At 41.6% G+C, this 16,168-nt stretch carries 13 protein-coding genes and 2 pseudogenes; 8 read left to right on the top strand and 7 right to left on the bottom strand.

The window, feature by feature from the left end; translation table 11 throughout:
- The first annotated feature begins 345 nt into the window (after positions 1 to 345).
- Both CC97_RS18715 and CC97_RS18720 read left to right on the top strand, forming a co-directional pair.
- Positions 346 to 3,360, top strand: a complete 3,015-nt coding sequence (locus CC97_RS18715; protein ID WP_242848204.1) for a glycoside hydrolase family 11 protein — start codon at positions 346 to 348, stop codon at positions 3,358 to 3,360.
- 487 nt (positions 3,361 to 3,847) lie between these two features.
- Entirely contained in the window at positions 3,848 to 5,992 is a 2,145-nt protein-coding gene (locus tag CC97_RS18720) for a glycoside hydrolase family 11 protein (RefSeq protein ID WP_049962756.1), read from the top strand.
- 183 nt (positions 5,993 to 6,175) lie between these two features.
- Here CC97_RS18720 and CC97_RS21555 read toward each other — a convergent pair whose 3' ends face one another.
- Both CC97_RS21555 and CC97_RS21560 read right to left on the bottom strand, forming a co-directional pair.
- Positions 6,176 to 6,580 carry a group II intron maturase-specific domain-containing protein gene (locus CC97_RS21555; RefSeq protein ID WP_347493865.1) on the bottom strand — a complete coding sequence of 135 codons (405 nt, stop codon included), beginning with the start codon at positions 6,578 to 6,580 and terminating at the stop codon, positions 6,176 to 6,178.
- Positions 6,581 to 6,637: 57 nt separating this feature from the next.
- Positions 6,638 to 6,859: pseudogene (locus CC97_RS21560) on the bottom strand (reverse transcriptase domain-containing protein); the annotation flags it as partial.
- A 150-nt stretch (positions 6,860 to 7,009) separates the two neighbouring features.
- Between CC97_RS21560 and CC97_RS07460 the strand changes: the two are divergent.
- Positions 7,010 to 8,245: a site-specific integrase gene (locus CC97_RS07460; protein ID WP_044974455.1), complete on the top strand. Its 1,236-nt coding sequence runs from the start codon at positions 7,010 to 7,012 to the stop codon at positions 8,243 to 8,245.
- On the top strand, positions 8,238 to 8,396 hold the full coding sequence (locus CC97_RS20065) for a hypothetical protein (RefSeq protein WP_156036816.1): 159 nt from the start codon (positions 8,238 to 8,240) through the stop codon (positions 8,394 to 8,396). Before CC97_RS07460 ends, CC97_RS20065 begins: the two co-directional genes overlap by 8 nt.
- Positions 8,397 to 8,520: 124 nt before the next feature.
- On the opposite strand, the pseudogene CC97_RS07470 reads toward CC97_RS20065, so the two are convergent.
- A pseudogene (locus CC97_RS07470) lies at positions 8,521 to 9,517 on the bottom strand (IS5 family transposase).
- Between the two features lie 234 nt (positions 9,518 to 9,751).
- Between CC97_RS07470 and CC97_RS19550 the strand changes: the two are divergent.
- Both CC97_RS19550 and CC97_RS07480 read left to right on the top strand, forming a co-directional pair.
- Positions 9,752 to 10,432, top strand: coding sequence for a tyrosine-type recombinase/integrase (locus tag CC97_RS19550; protein ID WP_242848154.1), 681 nt, complete (start codon positions 9,752 to 9,754; stop codon positions 10,430 to 10,432).
- On the top strand, positions 10,429 to 11,439 hold the full coding sequence (locus CC97_RS07480) for a site-specific integrase (protein WP_044974458.1): 1,011 nt from the start codon (positions 10,429 to 10,431) through the stop codon (positions 11,437 to 11,439). Before CC97_RS19550 ends, CC97_RS07480 begins: the two co-directional genes overlap by 4 nt.
- Here CC97_RS07480 and CC97_RS07485 read toward each other — a convergent pair.
- Positions 11,428 to 12,045, bottom strand: a complete 618-nt coding sequence (locus CC97_RS07485) for a reverse transcriptase domain-containing protein (protein WP_347493867.1) — start codon at positions 12,043 to 12,045, stop codon at positions 11,428 to 11,430. The genes CC97_RS07480 and CC97_RS07485 overlap by 12 nt on opposite strands.
- A 790-nt stretch (positions 12,046 to 12,835) precedes the next feature.
- On the opposite strand from CC97_RS07485, the gene CC97_RS07490 reads away from it, so the two are divergent.
- Both CC97_RS07490 and CC97_RS07495 read left to right on the top strand, forming a co-directional pair.
- The gene (locus CC97_RS07490; RefSeq protein ID WP_044974459.1) at positions 12,836 to 13,105 is read left to right on the top strand and encodes a hypothetical protein; all 270 of its coding nucleotides are present in this window, start codon (positions 12,836 to 12,838) and stop codon (positions 13,103 to 13,105) included.
- A gap of 40 nt (positions 13,106 to 13,145) precedes the next feature.
- Positions 13,146 to 13,580, top strand: a complete 435-nt coding sequence (locus CC97_RS07495; RefSeq protein WP_044974460.1) for a hypothetical protein — start codon at positions 13,146 to 13,148, stop codon at positions 13,578 to 13,580.
- 124 nt (positions 13,581 to 13,704) lie between these two features.
- Here CC97_RS07495 and CC97_RS20070 read toward each other — a convergent pair whose 3' ends face one another.
- The 3 genes from CC97_RS20070 to CC97_RS07505 form a co-directional block, all read right to left on the bottom strand.
- The gene (locus tag CC97_RS20070) at positions 13,705 to 13,854 is read right to left on the bottom strand and encodes a hypothetical protein (protein WP_156036820.1); all 150 of its coding nucleotides are present in this window, start codon (positions 13,852 to 13,854) and stop codon (positions 13,705 to 13,707) included.
- Positions 13,823 to 14,683, bottom strand: a complete 861-nt coding sequence (locus tag CC97_RS07500) for a hypothetical protein (RefSeq protein WP_044974461.1) — start codon at positions 14,681 to 14,683, stop codon at positions 13,823 to 13,825. Before CC97_RS07500 ends, CC97_RS20070 begins: the two co-directional genes overlap by 32 nt.
- 189 nt (positions 14,684 to 14,872) lie before the next feature.
- On the bottom strand, positions 14,873 to 16,084 hold the full coding sequence (locus CC97_RS07505; RefSeq protein WP_044974462.1) for an NADP-dependent isocitrate dehydrogenase: 1,212 nt from the start codon (positions 16,082 to 16,084) through the stop codon (positions 14,873 to 14,875).
- Between the last annotated feature and the right edge of the window lie 84 nt (positions 16,085 to 16,168).

Consider the following 16,168-nt stretch of genomic DNA (forward strand, 5'->3'; position numbering starts at 1 on the left):
AAAAAGGTGATCTGATCATATAAACCGGAAAACTGCTCCTGCGGCTTGATATTGGCAGAAAACATGCTAAACATATAATGCACGCATTAATTTATGGTACATACAGTGCATTATCAACATACCAGATAGCTTTCATTTTTCTTTCAAAATATTTGTTCGGTCCATTTTCGTCACTTTGTATATCATATATTGCGAACAGACACATTTTCTATCTATCTTGACATAGTTTTTTCAAAGTTGTATACTATGATCATAGAAAGAGGTGGTAAAATGAAACACTCAAAAAAAGTTTTAGGTGGTTTCATCGCATTATCAATGGCTCTGCCTTTTGCAGCGCCGGCTGAAATGATCAGCTTATCGGACGTCCTTACAGTTAAGGCAGCTGATCAGCAGAAAACTGGTAAGACCGCTGACGGTTACGACTACGAGCTCTGGAATCAGAACTACACAGGTAACGTCGACATGCAGCTCGGATCAAACGGTGGATTCAGCTGTTCATGGAGCGGAATCGAAAACTGTCTCTTCCGTACGGGTAAAAAACTCGGAAGCACAAAGGGTTATAAGGATTACGGCAACATCAGTATCGATTATGATGTAGACTATCAGCCAATGGGTAACTCATACATGTGCGTTTACGGATGGACTGAAGATCCAACAGTCGAATATTACATCGTAGAAGCATGGGGCGACTGGAGACCACCGGGACAGCAGGGTGGCAAGGGTACAGTATCTGCTGACGGAAAAACATACGACATTTATACATCAACACGAGTAAATCAGCCTTCAATCCACGGAACTGAAACATTTGAGCAGTACTGGAGCGTAAACAAGACAAATCCTGCTCAGGTAAACCAGATGAAGAACCTCAAGGGTACTATTACAGTATCTGATCACTTCGCTGCATGGGAAAGATCCGGAATGAAGATGGGCAAGATGTACGAAGTTGCCCTCAACATTGAAGGTTACCGTTCAAGCGGTAAGGCAAACGTTAAGAAGAACAACCTCCAGATCGGCGGTTCAGGTAACAGTAACAATCAGCAGCAGAATCCGCAGCAGGGTGGACAGCAGAATCCACAGCAGGGCGGACAGCAGAATCCTTGGCAGCAGGGCGGACAGCAGCAGAACCCTTGGCAGCAGCAGCCGGCTCAGAATCAGAATCCTGGCGGACAGCAGAGTGCTGCAAACGGTCAGAAGTTCAGCGTAGGCAACGGTCAGAATCAGCACAAAGCTGACAACGTTGACGGCTACAGCTATGAGATCTGGCTTGACAACACAGGCGGAAGCGGTTCAATGACACTTGGAAGCGGCGGTACATTCGATACAGAGTGGAGCGCTACAGTTTCAAGAGGTAACTTCCTTGCACGCCGCGGCAGAAACTATGACGCTACAAAGAAAGCTACCGAATACGGTCCTATCGTAATGGACTACGCTGCTGACTATTCAGCAAGCTCACAGGGTAACTCAAGACTCTGCGTATACGGCTGGATGAAGAATCCTCTCGTTGAATACTACATCATCGAAGACTGGGTAAACTGGTGCCCGAAGCCAAACGGTGCAAGCAAGACAGTTACGATCGACGGTGCTGAATACGAGATCTTCCAGCTCGATCACACAGGTCCTACTATCCTCGGTACAAACGAAACATTCAAGCAGTACTTCAGTGTCCGTAAGTCAAAGAGAACATCAGGTACTATCACAGTATCAGATCACTTCAAGGCATGGGCAGACGCAGGCTGGAACATAGGTAACCTTACTGAAGTTGCTCTCAACGTTGAAGGATGGGAAAGCAGCGGTAAGGCTAACGTAAGCAAACTTACTATCGGTACAGGCAGCGGTGAAAGCAGCAATACTCAGCAGAATCCGCAGCAGCAGAACCCACAGCAGCAGAACCCACAGCAGGGTGAACAGCAGAATCCATGGCAGAACCCTTGGCAGCAGAATCCTCAGCAGGGTGAACAGCAGAACCCATGGCAGCAGAATCCTGGTCAGAATCAGCAGCCAGCTCAGAATCAGAATCCGGGCAACAGCCAGACATCTTCTGATTCACTCAAGGGCAAGTTTGCAAACTGCTTTAAGAGTGGTACTTCTGTAAGTCCTAATGAACTCGGTTCAGGCGGAGACTTCATCAAGAAGCACTTCAACTCTATCACTCCTGAAAACGAACTCAAACCGGACGCTCTCCTTTCACCTGGCTCTGACAACACAAGAGCTAAGGTATCTCTCCAGAGAGCAGCTCAGACACTTAAGTTCTGTGAATCAAACGGTATCGCTCTCAGAGGTCATACATTCGTATGGTACAGCCAGACTCCTGACTGGTTCTTCAGAGAGAACTTCAGCCAGAACGGAAGCTATGTATCAAAGGATATAATGAACCAGCGTCTTGAAAACTTCATCAAGGATACATTTGACCTTCTTGCAAAGGAATATCCGAACCTTGAAGTTTACGCTTATGACGTATGTAACGAACTCTTCGTAAATGACGGCGGCGGACTCCGTCCGGGCAGCAATTCAGGCTGGACAAAGGTTTACGGCGACAGCAACGATGAATTCATTATCAACGCATTTACTTATGCAAGAAAGTATGCTCCTAAGGGATGCAAACTTTACATCAATGACTATAACGAATATATTCCTGCAAAAACAAACGATATTTACAATATCGCTATGAAGCTCAAGGAAAAAGGTGTTATCGATGGTATCGGCATGCAGTCTCACCTTGATATCAGCTATCCAAGCGCTCAGGTTTACAAGACAGGTCTTGAAAAGTTCTTAAGCACAGGTCTCGATGTTCAGATCACTGAGCTCGATATCACATGCGGTTCAGACTTCAATACACAGGCTAAGCTCTTTGCAGACGTATTCCAGATGGCAGCTGACCACGCTGATCAGATCCCTGCAGTTACAGTATGGGGTACAAACGACAGCATCAGCTGGAGAAGAGAAAACAATCCTCTCCTGTTCAGCTCAGGATACAAGGCAAAGCCGGCATATGAGTCAGTAATGGCCGTTAAGGTACCTTCAGGTTCAACACAGAAAACTGAACCTGCTGCAAGTCCTTCACCATCACCTTCTCCTTCACCTAGCCCGTCACCAAGTCCTTCACCATCACCAAGTCCGTCACCTTCACCTGTAGTTATCAACGTTCCGGCACCTTCACCGGTAAATAATCCGGAACCTTCATTTGTAGCAGGTGATGCTGACATGAATGGTTCAGTCAACACAAGCGACCTCATCGCAGTTATGAAGCACATTGTAGGTTCTTCAAAGCTTACAGGAGACGCTGTAAAGGCAGCTGACCTTAACGGTGACGGTTCAGTTTCAATTCTTGACCTTATCAAATTAAGAAATAAACTTATTTGATCCAATTCAATCCAACCCGGGAAAGTCCGTCTGTAGTAAATACAGGCGGACTTTTCCTTTTGTATTATATCAGTACTTAAATTGGTCATATGTCGAATGTGACTTGATTGCGTATTCGTAAATATTATCTCCGTTATTTGCTGATCCTGCAAGTATTATTTTTACCCGATAGTGATAATTATTTACTTAATTCTTTTATTAAAAAATTAATTAGCTTAAATTTTAAGCTATTTCAGCTGTGACGAAACTTTGTCAAATAATTGACATTAGTCATTTACTTACAGTCATCCGGTTTACATCAAAAAATCATCGTACATTTTTGGCATACTGCACATTTCCTCTCCGTATCCAAATAAACATTTGTCTATGAAAGTGTCGAGCCATTAGTGATACTGCACAATGAAAAATTCAATACCGCCGGATTATTATCGAACTTGACATATATTATGAAAAGTTGTATACTGAGTGCAAAGAAAGAGGTGGTATAATGAAACACACAAATAAGATCGCATGTTGTTTCATAGCATTATCAATGGCTCTGCCTGTCGCAGCATCGCCGGAACTGATCAGTGTAAACGATATACTGACTGTTAAAGCTGCAGATCAGGTCGGACAGAAATTCACTGTAGGCAATGGTCAGACACAGCACAAAGCCGACAACGTTGACGGCTACAGCTATGAGATCTGGCTTGACAACACTGGCGGAAGCGGTTCCATGACGCTCGGAAGCGGCGGTACATTCAGCACAGACTGGAGCGCTACAGTTTCAAGAGGTAACTTCCTTGCCCGCCGAGGCAGAAACTATGACGCTACAAAGAAAGCTACCGAATACGGTCCTATCGTAATGGACTACGCTGCTGACTATTCAGCAAGCTCACAGGGTAACTCAAGACTCTGCGTATACGGCTGGATGAAGAATCCTCTCGTTGAATACTACATCATCGAAGACTGGGTAAACTGGTGCCCGAAGCCAAACGGTGCAAGCAAGACAGTTACGATCGACGGTGCTGAATACGAGATCTTCCAGCTCGATCACACAGGTCCTACTATCCTCGGTACAAACGAAACATTCAAGCAGTACTTCAGTGTCCGCAAGTCAAAGAGAACATCAGGTACTATCACAGTATCAGATCACTTCAAGGCATGGGCAGACGCAGGCTGGAACATAGGTAACCTTACTGAAGTTGCTCTCAACGTTGAAGGATGGGAAAGCAGCGGTAAGGCTAACGTAACAAAGCTCACTATCGGCGAAACCGGCAGCGGAAACACAAACCCTTCACAGGGGCAGACTAATCCGACACAGGGCCAGGATCCAGGCCAAATGCCTTGGGGCCAGATGCCTTGGGGTCAGGGACAGGATCCGGGACAAATGCCTTGGGGCCAGATGCCTTGGGGACAGGATCCGGGTCAGACAAACCCTCAGAATCCTGGTGTAAATCAGAACCCGAATCCAAACGGACAGCAGAATCCTGACACAAATTCAAACCCACAGCCGTCAGCATTCTCAGGCAGTCTTTCTGATATTCAGAAACAGGCAAAGGCCGACTTTACTTCAAACGTACCTGCTGAGGCAAAGCAGACTGACTCAGGCAAGCTTACAAAGATAAAATACCAGTCAAAGAAAGCAAACAGACAGAAGCCTGCAAACGTATGGCTTCCGGAAGGCTACACAGAAGGAAAGAAATATCCTGTTCTCTACGTAAATCACGGCGTAATGGGCGGCGAAGACGACCTTACAAAAGGCTGGGGAATCTGCGAAATGGCTTCATACTTCATCAAGAAAGGTATAACAAAGCCATTCATCATCGTATTTACACAAATGTATACAGATCCAAAGTCAGACAGAGCGCAGGGCATCACACAGGATGCTATGGACCGTTATGATGACTTCCTCTACGATCTCACTGAAAGCCTTATGCCATACATGGCTGAACACTATTCAGTAGCTGAAGGCAGAGAAAACACAGCTATCTGCGGATTCTCAATGGGCGGCAGAGAGTCACTCTATATCGGTATGAAGGCATGTGACAAGATCGGTTACGTTGCAGCTTCATCCCCTGCTCCAGGTATCGTACCTGCACAGGATATGTTCCTCAACCACCGCGGAAGCATGACTGAATCTGAATTCAAATTTGCTACTGCACCTTATCTGCTTATGATAGGCGGAGGTACAAACGACTCTGTCGTTGGAACATTCCCTAAGCAGTATCATGAACTTTATGACAAGAACGGCGTGGACAATATCTGGTTTGAAGTACCGGGTGCAGGTCATGACGCTTCTGTAGGCACACCACTGTTCTACAACTTCATCGGACACATCTTCCCTGTCAGTGCAGCACAGTCGGCACAGCCTTCTCCAAGCCCGTCTCCAAGTCCTTCTCCAAGTCCTTCTCCATCTCCGAAACCTGTTCAGAGTCCTTCACCTGAACCGACTCATAACGGCGGAAGCAACGTTGTTGAAGGCGATGCTGACGGCAACGGCTCAGTAAATACAACTGACCTTACCGTTCTTATGAAGCACCTTATCGGAGCTTCATCTATCAAGTCAGAAAACGTAAAAAATGCTGACTTAAACGGTGACGGAAAAATCTCCATCATCGACCTTATCAAGCTCAAGAACAAGTTATCATAAAACACTGTTTATAAGAAATCACTGAACGGTCCCGGGATCCGGTATACCGTTTCCCGGGAAAGTGATCTTATTGATGTGAGTCATCTAAACCAGTTATATTCTGAACCATATCGAGTAGGAGGCGGCAATGAGCCGCCGACCTCTCACACCACCGTACGTACGGTTCCGTATACGGCGGTTCAATCAACTTAACGTTTTATTATAATAATCTAACATCGAGACTAGTCCAAATTTGGCTAGTCTCTCATTGCTTATGGCTTTCTGCACCCATCCGTTATGGGCTAGGCGTGCATATCTATTTCCGCAGTATGCGATTTTATATGCCGCCCATCTCTCAACACCAAGTTTTATTAGGTTCTTGGCTCTATTTCGTGGAGTTTTCCAAAATTTCCATATACACATACGAAGTCTAACTCTTATTCTTATATCGAGTTCTTGGCAAAGTCTTTTCATACTTCCAATTCTAAAGTAATTTATCCATCCTCGAATAAGCTGGTTCAGTTTTGAAACCTTGTAACTGTTACTTACTCCCCAGTTTCGACATGTTAATTCTCTCATTCTTTTCTTGAATTTCTGTACCGATTTCATGTGAGGTTTAGCTTTATACTGATGAGCTTTTCTATCGTGATAAAATCCAAATCCAAGATATTTTATGCCTTGCGGCTTATCTACTTTACTCTTTGATATATTCACCTTAAGTCCAAGTTTATCTTCGATGAATTTTGAGATATTTCTCATCACTCGTCTGGCAGACATTTCGCTTCCAACCATGATGATGCAGTCATCCGCATACCTCACAAAGTTCAGACCTCGCTTTTCCATTTCCTTGTCGAGTTCATTAAGCATGATGTTGGCTAGCAGTGGCGAGAGATTTCCACCTTATGCAAAGAAAGTTGTTATGCTAAGTAACACATCATAGAGCACGAATTTTCGTAATTTGCTATTGCACAACTTTGCATAATATCCGAGAATATATAATGAGTTCACAACTCAAAAATATATTTTCGGAGGTAAACTATGAATCAAAAGCTATTATCTGACTTGGTTTCAGATTTGGAACAGGAACTTTTACGTCTTGGTTATACGGAAGGCAGCATGTGCTTCTATCGAAGAAGATGGAAGCAGCTGATAAATTATGCTGAAGAGCATAATGAAGAATACTTTACTGAACAACTTGGAATCGCTTTTCTCAAAGATAAATTTGGAATAGCTCAAGATGATTTTGCCAAAGTACTTCCTCAAAAAGAAACTCAGGAAATACGCGTTATTCGTATGATAGGCGATTTTCAAATACATCATGCGGTACTTCGACGTTACATGAAGCATAAAGAAATCCTTACAGACCCGGTATTTGTTGAAGCCAGAGTGAAATTTAAGGATTTCTGTATTGAAAAAGGCTATTCCAAAGTTACAATCGGACATTACGTTAAGCAGTCAGCATACATGATGGATTACCTGTCTGCAAATGAAATAAGTGATTTTAATGACGTAACTATAGATATCATCTTTGCATATATACGTACTCTTGCGGGATTTACTTACAAAACAATTGAACAGAATATGTGTTCACTAAGAGCTTTCTTCAGATTTCTTTATCAAAATGAAATGATAAACCATGATCTGGCAAGTGAAATGCCAATGATCAAGGCGCGTAAGCAGACAAATATTCCTTCAGTATGGACACATGATGAATTGAAAAAACTTATCGGAGCAATTGATCGTGGAAATCCGAAAGGAAAACGAGATTATGCAATTATTCTTATTGCCTGCCGGCTTGGTTTAAGATGCAAGGACATTAAAGAGCTTCGGTTTGAAAACTTTAACTGGTCAGAAAAAAAGCTCTGTTTTACTCAGTCTAAAACCAAACAGCCAATGGAATTGCCTCTTGTTCCGGATGTCGGATGGGCTGTAATTGATTATCTTAAATATGGAAGGCCTAAGGTGGACAGTCCGTATATTTTTGTGCGTCATCTTGCACCGTTTCTGCCTTTTTCAGATGAAGATCATCTTAATCAGTTAATCAAAACCTATATGATTAAGGCTCATATTTCAACAGCAAACAAGCATAGAGGTATGCATAGTTTAAGGCATACTATGGCAAGTGTACTTCTTGAAAAAGAAACACCTCTTCCGGTGATTTCAGATATCATAGGTCACATAGATACAAATTCTACTGCCGTTTATCTTAAAGTTGATATGAAGCAGCTCTCTGAATGTCCATTGGATTTTGAGGAGGCGATTGATCTTGGCTGAAAATGAATTTTCCGGACCATTTGCTAAAGAAATGAGCGATTTCGTTGAATTAAAGATGGCGCTTGGTTACAAATACACTACCGAAAGAGGCATATTAAAACGTTTCGGAAGCTTTCTTTCATCAGAATACGATGATTTAGGGAAACGCTGAATAAGTCGTGATATAATAAAATATCCTTGTAATATTGGAATAATATTGAAATGCGAATCGCTATTCGAGCATTTACCTCATTTTTTTATTATTTTTTGCGGAATTAATCCGCATTAGGGTACACTTACCCCTTGCAAAATTCTGCAGTTCTTCCTGCACGAGAACACATCAGCAAATTTGCTGATGCGAATAGAAAATTGAATCTATTCATGTTCTTTTTTATTCCTTTGTATGCTACTTTTGAGTATCCAAATGTATTCTTTACAATGAGGAAAGCATGTTCCACTTTGCATCTTACTGATGACTTATCATGCTCCATCTTTTTTATCCCAGTTAATACCGTTATAGTCATCTGAGGTTTTTAAACTTGACGGTCTTTTATTGATTTCAAACTTCATGTTTTTATGATGCTCATCCTGTTTTATGGCATTCTGTGCCGGAACACCAAGATAACCAGAATCGCCGTACATTATTTCATCATCATTGCGAATAAGCTTAGATGCTTCAGTGGAATCATGCACATTTGCCGCTGTTCCGGTTATTGTATGCACATATCCTGTTCCAGCATCTACTCCAGCATGTACCTTCATTCCATGATACCACTGATTGCCTTTCTTAGTCTGATGCATTTCAGGATCACGTTCTCCCTTGGCATTCTTTGTTGAACTTGGTGCTGCAATTATTGTTGCGTCAACAATTGTACCACCATGCATGATAAGTCCTGCCTTTTCAAGTCGATCATTAACGTCCTTGAAAATAGCGTCGCCGATATTATGTTCTTCAAGAAGATGTCGAAACTTCAGTAATGTTGTTGCATCCGGAACTTGTTCATGCATAAAATTTATTTTCATGAATTTTCTCATTGCATAGCTATCATAAATAGCATCTTCGACACCTTCATCTGATAGATTGAACCAATCCTGAAGAAGATACATTCTAAGCATGGTCTCGATACCTTTTACAGGTCTGCCATGATTACCTGACGGATAGTAAGGAGCGATTATCTGAATCCATGAATCCCATGGAATTATCTCTTCCATTCTATTAAGAAACGCTTCTTTTTTTCCCTGACGCTTTCTAAGGGAATATTCCATATCGCTGAAACTTAACTGTCCGTTCATATCAAAATACCTCGCATAATATATTTTATTAACTACATTATATCATATATACGACAATTTGTCAATACTAACGTCGATTAAATCAGCGTTTCCTTAGATTCATTATCAAAAGAAGCTGTGACGAAGTGGTGCTCAAAAACACTGCATGAAACAGACAACAACCATTGTTCGCGCGCTTCTTTAGTAAGGCAATTTTCAAAGTATTTGAATAGCATTGGTATTAAAGCGTGGGTATTGCCTAATAAATATTATCCTAAAGGCAATAAATACATACCGCATATTTATACTCCTGATGAATTAACACGCTTTTTTTCAGCAACTGATAAATGCACATACTGCTCTGAAGTTCCATATCGTCATTTAATTATGCCGGTTTTCTTCAGGCTTCTTCTTTCCAGTGGATTACGATGTTCCGAAGCTCGAATGCTAACTGTTGATGATGTGGATTTGGATCTTGGCATACTTAAAATATCTGATTCAAAGAACCACAATGACCGATTAGTACCACTTTCAAAAACAATGCTTATCAGACTTCAAAGGTATTCAGAACAGGTTCATTCTTCAGGTTCACATGAATTCTTTTTTCCAGGATACAAAGAAAAACCTATGACGTTAGGAAATGTGTACAAGAATTTTAGACGTTTTCTATGGAAGGCTGGAATATCACATACTGGAGACGGTCCAAGAGTTCATGATTTCCGTCATACGTATTGTGTTTTTAAATTGCGGGAATGGGCTGAACAGGGAAAAGATCTGATGGTATTAATTCCTCTTATGCGAACATATCTCGGTCATCAGACATTCAATGAAACGGCTTACTATCTCAAATGGACTGCTGATGTATTTCCTGATATCAGACTTAAACTTGAAAGATATTGTGAAGGTATCATACCTGAAATGGAGGAATTTCAATGACTCCAACAGATTTCTCTAAACATCTTACCGATTTCTTCTCGAATTACCTTCCACTGCAGAAAAATGTCAGCAAAAACACGATAAAGGCTTACAGAGACACTTTTAAACTTCTCTTATACTTTTGCGAAAGCGAAGAAAAAATCAAACCTGAAAAACTTTCCATGCATCATTTATCATCGGATCTCATAGAGCGATTTTTGCTATGGTTGGAAACAGAAAGAAATTGTTCTGTTTCTACAAGAAATCTAAGATTAGCTGCTCTTCATGCTTTTTTCAGATATGCTCAGTCTGAGTCACCGGAGTCGTTATTTCATTACCAGAAAGTTATTGCTATTCCTGTGAAGAAAAAGAAACAATCTATTGTTGAACACCTTTCTCCTGAAGCGGTTAGATTACTTTTGGAACAACCGGACAGAACAACTACACAAGGAAGACGAGATCTGGCTTTACTCAGTCTTTTGTATGACAGCGGCGCAAGAGTGCAGGAACTTATTGATCTTTCTGTCTCCGATTTTGTTGCCGGTTCTAATCCCATACTTATACTAACAGGAAAAGGAAACAAAATCCGGCGTGTACCGATAATGAACAATACAGCAGTTCTGGTTCAAAAGTATATATCTGAAAACAAGCTTGATTTACCTCATAAATGCAATTATCCTCTTTTCACAAACAAACAGCATAGTAAACTTACAAAAGAAGGCGTTGCATATATTCTCAATAAATATGCAGTAATGGCTCGAGAAAAGACTGATAAAATACCGGTTAAAGTTAAATGTCATATGCTCCGCCATTCAAAAGCTGTTCACCTTTTACAGGCTGGCGTAAACTTGATTTATATCCGCGATTTTTTAGGCCATAGTGACATTAAAACTACTGAAATTTATGCAAGAGCAGATTCCGAACTCAAAAGAAAAGCTCTGGAAAATGCTTATCCCGATTTGGTAGATACTAATTTACCAGACTGGAATGAAAATACTGATCTTATGAACTGGCTTTCAAAACTGTGATTTAAACAGAAGATTATGCAAAGCAACATTCCCATGAATCACGATTTTATTGGTTTTATGCGAATTACTTTGAATAATATTTTTCTTTGCATAAGGTGGATTATGCAAAGCTTCGCATAATCCACCCTGTGGAGTTCCAATGACTGACTCTTCATATTCATCGTCAATCATTATTCCACTTACAAGGTATTTTCTGATTATTGAGATCACATCGCCATCTTTTATTGTCTTGCCCACCAGTGTCATTAGCTTATCATGATTTACCGTATCAAAGAACTTTTCAAGGTCAATGTCTACAATCCAGTCGTTCCCGTCATTCATTATATCCAATGCGGTCAAGATTGCCTGTTGTGCACATCTGTTTGGCCTGAATCCGTAACTGTGTTCATGGAATTGTGCTTCATAAATTGGTGTAAGTACCTGTGCTATAGCTTGTTGGATAAATCTGTCGGTTACCGTTGGTACTCCCAGATTTCTTACTCCGCCGTCAGGTTTGGGTATTCCTATTCTTCGAACCGGCTGAGGTTTATATTTTCTTGTTCTCAGCTGTTCTCTGATTGTTTCGCCGTTCTTTTCAAGGTGTTCTTTGAGTTCTGTGTATTTCATTCCATCCACACCCTCTGCTCCTTTATTCCGAACGACTTGCAGATATGCTCTGTTAAGATTGTTTCTTGACAATATCTGCTCCATTAGATTATTTGTTTCCACGCGTTCTTTCCTTTCCGTCTCGCTTGATTTGACCACCCTTTTTCCCGATTGGTTACGGCAGATGTTTGTCATTTCTGCAATTCGAGACATACTTGAACTTATTGATTGTTCGCCCCTTCACTCCATTTCCATTACAGAAACTTCTTCGCTACTATGGGCTCGGCTGACTTCTCACAGTTCGTTGTTACTACAGCTAATGAGACTGCCTGTGAGACCTCCACGCTTAAGGTGCACGCTCTTTCTCTCCATATATCCGCCACATTTACTTTGCTACTACAAATGTGATAGTTATTAGACTTTGTTGTTCTATGCCAACTTATCTCTCGCAGCCCAGCCTCGTATGTGATTTCTGTTCGTCGGACCAGAGATTTGCCTACAGCTTCCTTCAGATTCCACCTCACGATGGACACCCTTGCTGTTCAGCTATACACTTCCCACTATCTGGGCGTGTTCGGGACTTTCACCCGTTAGAGCGCGCCCATGGCGCGCAAACACAGTAAAAGTGCGTACCTTTTCAGATACGCACTTTTTTATGCAATAAACAGTTGTTTTTTTTCAGATCAATGATATAATGACTTATATAGCTAAGCAGGCACTGAACCGCGCCAAAATGCATCATGGCGTATTTCCAGTTTGATCAGTGTCTCCCTGGCATGAGAGATATGATACAGAAACACGGAGGGGTATTATGACAACAGTAAAAGAGCACACTATCATAGAAGATATGACCAGATATCTTCAGAGACAGTACACTATTTACAGAAATGCAAAGGGTGCGGAATCAGCCGATGTTGAAGTCCTTTATACCAGTATGATAATTTACATCCACGGATTTATACGCGGGATAAGAGTACTGTTTCCTGATTCAGAAGCTCCGAGCAGGATAGAATCCATGCTTATCAAAGAGAATTCCCGTCTTCACGAAGAATCGATGAAACTGATAAAGAAACTGCACTGAACAGATCTGATTCAATGTATTTTCAGGGAGGGGATCATCTGTGGAGATAATAATTATAATCGCTGTAATAGTCGTTCTTTGTCTTATGCTCGGGGTAAAAAAGATATATCTTGTCTTTGCAGCACTGGCACTTATTGCACTCGCCTATGCCGCAACTGTAATTCTTCTGAGTTTTTTCTTTATAGTTATGATCACCTCAAAAAAACAAAAAGCATCTTTTTCCCGTATTGACCAGAGTCCGCGAAGCCGTTTCAAAGTCGCCTGGTACACTGTAGACGGAAAAGAATATCCGAATATCTTCCCGGAAGAAGGCTTTATGCAGAACAAACTCTACCGTTCTGACAAAGAATGCGCAGTTCTGCTTTCCCAAAATCGTAAATATGTTTTCGATAAATTTTCTGCTGCCACATGTACCATAGGATTTATTCTCGGTATCGGTACAGTCATTGCCATAGTTCTGATCCTTATAAAGTGAACGCCTGATCCTCATCAGCGTTCACTTTTTTGTATAAAGAAAACAGCATATCCGGTTTACGTAAAACACGCAGACTGGATATGCTGTTCTTTTTTAGGAAAAGAATCGTTACATACTCACTTTATTAATCGAAAAAGAAATCAGAAATGAGCCAGTTACCGTCTTCAAGAACAAAATAAGCTGTTCCTGTTCCATAAAGAGCATCTGATTCATTAGTTGTGGCAGTAAAGCTTGTTTCCGTTTTATCCGGATTTAATACTGTCTGACTCATCATACGAAATAACACCTGAGAATAATCCCTGCAAATCTGAAAATGTATCCATCTTCTGAACAGCATCTCTGCTTTGCTCTTCCGTCTCCCCGTTATCGCCGGTCAGCACTTCATATGATAAGATTTTCCATTCATTGTCTTCGGCTGCGAATTTAAATTTACCCGTACCGTAAAGAGTACTGTTTTCATTTGGGGTAACTGTAAACGATCTGTCAGTAACATCAGAAAGAACTACGCCCTGACTGAGATCAAAAGAAAGAGAGCCTCTCCCCGCTTCTCTTGCATACAGTTTCCCGTCTTTTTCGACATACATTTCACTGACGAGATCAGTATTCTCTGATGCAAGACTTCCTGAGAGCGTGTTTTTGATAAGCTTCTGAAGTTCATCGATAGAAGATATCTTTTCGCCGTCTAAAACTCTGTAATAATTAAAACCGCTTACTGTAACAGAATCTGATCCATCTGTTTTTATGAATCCGGCAAGCAGTGCGTCAATCGTGAAAAAGTCACTCAGCTTTTCTTCAGCGACCTTTTCTGAAGCTTTCGGAAGAGTTTTTGGAGTTTCATCTGATTTTTTTGCCGCTTCTTCCTTCTTCGCCGAAGTAACAGCTGCGGTTTGTGATACGGCTGTGACTTCCGACGTTACAGGAGTAGTTTCTGATACCGCTGAAGTTACAGTTGTTTCTGCCGGCACTTCTGTTACTGTTGTTTCTGTCTCTGCTGTAGTAACTTTTACATCATCCGTCTGCGGATCGTTTGTCTGACTGCATGAAGTCATTGACGCTAAAAGTGAAGCTGCCGCGATCAGACTAAGTGTTTTTTTCATTTTCATTATTTTTTTGCCCCCATCACAATTGTTTTCGGAATACTGTAGTATTCTGATAAAACATATTATACTACAAGGGGACAGTCATTTCAAGGATTTCCGGTGATTTAGGTCCTTTAAGGACACTAAAAAAGACAGCTCCGTACAAAACAGAACTGTCTCTTTTTTAGTATAAAAGAATAATTGTGAAGCTTATCAAGCCATAGCGTCAAGTCTCTTGCCGATTTCCTTGAGGAATTCTTCTGAGTCAACCTTCTTCTTGTTTTCGAGCTTTGAGATGAGGTAGAGGTCGCCTGTCATTACGCCTTCTTCGATTGTCTGGATAGTAGCCTTTTCAAGCTTGTCAGCGAATGCGCAGAGTTCAGGAGTATTGTCGAGTTCTCCTCTCTTTCTGAGAGCGCCGCTCCATGCAAAGATAGTAGCAACTGAGTTTGTTGATGTTGTTTCGCCCTTAAGGTACTTGTAGTAGTGTCTCTGAACTGTACCGTGAGCTGCTTCGTATTCATAGATACCGTCAGGTGAAACGAGTACTGAAGTCATCATTGCAAGGCTGCCGTAAGCTGTTGAAACCATGTCTGACATAACGTCGCCGTCATAGTTCTTGCAAGCCCAGATGTAGCCGCCGTTTGAACGGATAACACGTGCAACAGCGTCATCGATGAGTGTGTAGAAATATTCGATGCCTGCAGCTTCAAACTTTTCCTTGTATTCTGCATCGAAAACTTCCTGGAAAATATCCTTGAAACGGTGGTCGTACTTCTTTGAAATAGTATCCTTTGAAGCGAACCATACGTCCTGCTTAAGGTCAAGACCGTAGTTGAAGCATGCTCTTGCAAAGCCTCTGATACTGTTGTCCTTGTTGTGGAGACCCTGGATGATACCGTCTGTATCCTTGAATGTGAAGATCTCCTGTCTTGTTTCGTTGCCTTCAGCATCTGTAACAACGAGTTCAGCCTTTGAGCCCTTCTTTACCTGCATTTCTGTGTTCTTGTAAACATCACCGTAAGCATGACGGGCAATTGTGATAGGAGCTGTCCATGTAGGAATATATGGTGTAACACCCTTGACAAGGATAGGTGTTCTGAAAACTGTACCGTCAAGGATGGCACGGATAGTACCGTTAGGTGACTTCCACATTTCCTTGAGATCATATTCTGTCATTCTTGCAGCGTTTGGTGTTATTGTAGCACACTTAACTGCAACACCGTACTTCTTTGTAGCTTCAGCACTTTCAACAGTGACCTTGTCATCTGTTTCGTTTCTGTGCTTAAGTCCGAGGTCATAGTACTCTGACTTGAGATCAACATAAGGAAGGATGAGGATATCCTTGATCCACTGCCAGAGGATCCTTGTCATTTCGTCGCCGTCCATTTCAACGAGCGGTGTTTTCATCTGAATCTTTGCCATTGAAGTATCCTCCTGTTTTGAAATTAATAGTTATAATACCTGTCCGCCGGCTTCCTTATTGTAAAGCCGGTGAACAGATAAAAT

Source organism: Ruminococcus sp. HUN007 (assembly GCF_000712055.1).
Taxonomy (GTDB): Bacteria; Bacillota; Clostridia; order Oscillospirales; family Ruminococcaceae; genus HUN007.